Source organism: Acidobacteriota bacterium (assembly GCA_034211275.1).
Taxonomy (GTDB): Bacteria; Acidobacteriota; Thermoanaerobaculia; order Multivoradales; family JAHZIX01; genus JAGQSE01.
In genome coordinates, this window is sequence record JAXHTF010000227.1 from 7,501 (window position 1) to 10,168 (window position 2,668).

Here is a 2,668-nt window from a genome sequence, read left to right on the forward strand (position 1 = left end):
ACGACTACACTCCCGACGCGGCGGCCATCCAAAGCCTGCGGAATAGCTCCAAGGACATCCGCGTCCGCACCTTCTTCGGTTCCTGGTGCTCCTTCTGCAAGCGCTATGTGCCGCGCTTCCTGCGGGTGGAGGAAGAGCTCGCCGGTTCGGGCATCGACTTCGACTACTACGGTCTGGCGAGGAACTTCAGCGACGACCAGGAAGCCAAGAGCAACGGCGTTCACGGTGTGCCCACGGGCATCGTCTACGTCGGCGGCAAGGAGGTGGGCCGCATCGAGCGCAACGACTGGCAGGCTCCGGAGAAAGCTCTTCTCAAGCTCGTGAACGGAGGGTAAGGGCATGGGAGCATCGACGCGCCCGTCTCTCCTCGCCGTTCTTTGTATCGTTCTCGGGAGCTCGGGCTCGATGCTGGCCCAGGACCCTATCGATTTCGGCCCGGAGCCGGAGGCCGAGGCGGCGCCGGCACCGGCGCCGGAAGGTTGGCAGCTGGACTGGGGGCTGGAGGCCAAGGCCCACTATCGGGACAGCGAAGAGAATCGCTTCCCCCTACGCTTCCCCTTCACGCCGGAAATGTTGCCGCCGGGGGAGGAAGACGGATTCCTGACCACCGTGGACCCGGGCTCCAACTTCGAGGTCTCGGTGTTCACCCTGCTCCTCGACGCCCGGCTGGGCAATGCCATCCAGGCTCATGCCAAGGTCGACTTCATCGATCTCCACGACCGCAACCCCACCTCCGGTGACCGCAAGGTCGACGTCGATGAGGTGTGGATCCGCTTCGGCCAGGAAATGGAGCCGGCGCGGGAGGCGGACGGCTTCGGCGTGTACGCCAAGATCGGTAAATTCGCTCACTTCGAGCGTCAGGACGACCGCCACTTGGAGAGCTACGGTTTGGTCTCCACCGCCTTCAACCGATTCGAAGACACCGGTTTGGAGGTGGGCTTCGACCTCGGTCGGCACCTCTACCTCAAGACCTCCGTGACCCAAGGCAACCCCCTCTTTCTGCGCGACCCCAACGCCCTCGCCGGTGACAACGGCACCGACGTCTTCCTGCGCGACAACCCGGATCCGGAGCTCGGCTCGGGCATCGTGGTGCTCTACGACGCGGAGGTGGAAGACCTGGACGTGGACGGCGACCTGGAGCTCGGCCTGGGCCTAGGCTGGCGCTGGGAAAGTGATTCCGGTCTCGCCGGCGGCGACGTGCTGCTGTGGCGCTACCACCGGGAGCTGGCGGATACGGTGGAGCTGGAGGGGACCTTCTACGGCGGCGATTTGGACCTCTTGCTGGGCCCGCTGAATGCCTTCCCGCTGCCCATCACCGGCGACGAGAAGGAGGAGACTGGGGCCAACTTCTGGTACTACCGCCATGGCTTCAGCTTCTTCGGCCAGTGGGTCGACCAGGAGGTGGCGGGGCTCGATCGCACCGGCATCGAGGGAGAGCTGGCCTGGCGGTTCGACCTGCCGGTGCGCTTCGCCATCGCCGGCCGCCAGGTCTTCCCCTTCATCGCTCCGGCGGTGCGGTATTCGATGCTCGACCCGGATTTCGACGGCGGGGACGACCGCTTCCCCGCCCCGAGCTTCCGTTGGGAATGGGAGAAGATCGATTACGGGGTGCGCTTGGGCATCGTCTCGGGGATCGATTTAACCCTCGAGTACGCCGACAACACCTTCACCCTGGGCTCCGGCGAAAAGGCCTCCAACGACGAGTTTCTCACCACCCTGCACTGGCGCTTATAAGCTCGAGGGGATGACTTCCTGCGGCCTGCTGCCCGAGACCCTCTGACTGCCGCCGAGCCCGCTGGCTCTGAGTACTCGCCGGCGGGCAGCCCCTGGTATTGGATTCCGGGGGTGGTCCTGGGGTTGGGCATCGTCTCCACCGCTCTGCTGATCTGGACTTACCGCATCGCCGAACGGCAGGTGACCGGGGACTTCCCCCTGGACCTGGCGATCCAGGAGGTGCGCCTCGAGGTCTCCGAAGCGCATCTGTGGTTGGAGGAATACCTCACCGGCGATCCGGAGGTCGAAGGCGCCCAGATCTGGGGGCGCCTCAACCAGGCAGAGCATCTGCTGACGGCGATGCTCGAGGGAGGCAGTACCGGGCAGGGCTGGCTCATCGAGGCACCCCTGGAGGAGGGGACGCTGCGCGAGGGGGTGCAGAAGGTCCAGCTCTCCCTGAAGGAGCTGCAGGAGATCTCGAAAGAGCGGATGGACCGCGGATTCGTCGCCGGCGTAGGCTCCGAGCTGGACCAACACTACGATCAGGTCTTCTATCGCATCCTGGAACAGGCGCGGGAGCTGGACGCGGCCCTGGGGGCACGCATCGGCCGCGGTCAGCGCCATGCCAAGGTCCTGGTGCGCTTCATCCTCGGAGCCTGGATCCTGGTGGTGGGAATGACGGTGGCGGAGCTGTGGAACCGAGAGCAACGCCGCCGCAGGATGGCAGCGGCGCTGCGTCGCAGCGAGGCGGAGCTCGATCGGGCTCGTCGGCTGGAGGGGCTGGGACGGCTGGCCGGGGGTATCGCCCACGACATCAACAACTACCTGGCGGTGATCGCCAGCACAACCGAAATGGTGAGCCTCAAGGGCGGTGGGGACCCGAAGCTCCAGGAACGCCTCCAGACCATCCTCCAGACCTCTTTCCGAGCGTCTCAGCTGCTACGCCGTTTGCTCG

General features: G+C 65.6%; 3 protein-coding genes (1 of these 3 cut by a window edge). All 3 read left to right on the plus strand.

Annotation, left to right across the window (positions count from 1 at the left end; translation table 11 throughout):
* Positions 1 to 335, plus strand: partial view of a thioredoxin family protein gene (locus SX243_22850; GenBank protein MDY7095824.1) — the final stretch only. It extends 505 nt beyond the left edge of the window; the window shows 335 of its 840 coding nt (coding positions 506–840); its start codon lies off the left edge, out of view; its stop codon occupies positions 333 to 335.
* Positions 336 to 339: 4 nt separating this feature from the next.
* On the plus strand, positions 340 to 1,734 hold the full coding sequence (locus SX243_22855) for a hypothetical protein (GenBank protein MDY7095825.1): 1,395 nt from the start codon (positions 340 to 342) through the stop codon (positions 1,732 to 1,734).
* Positions 1,735 to 1,845: 111 nt separating this feature from the next.
* The coding region (locus tag SX243_22860; GenBank protein MDY7095826.1) for a hypothetical protein at positions 1,846 to 2,668 on the plus strand (823 nt) is incomplete at its 3' end.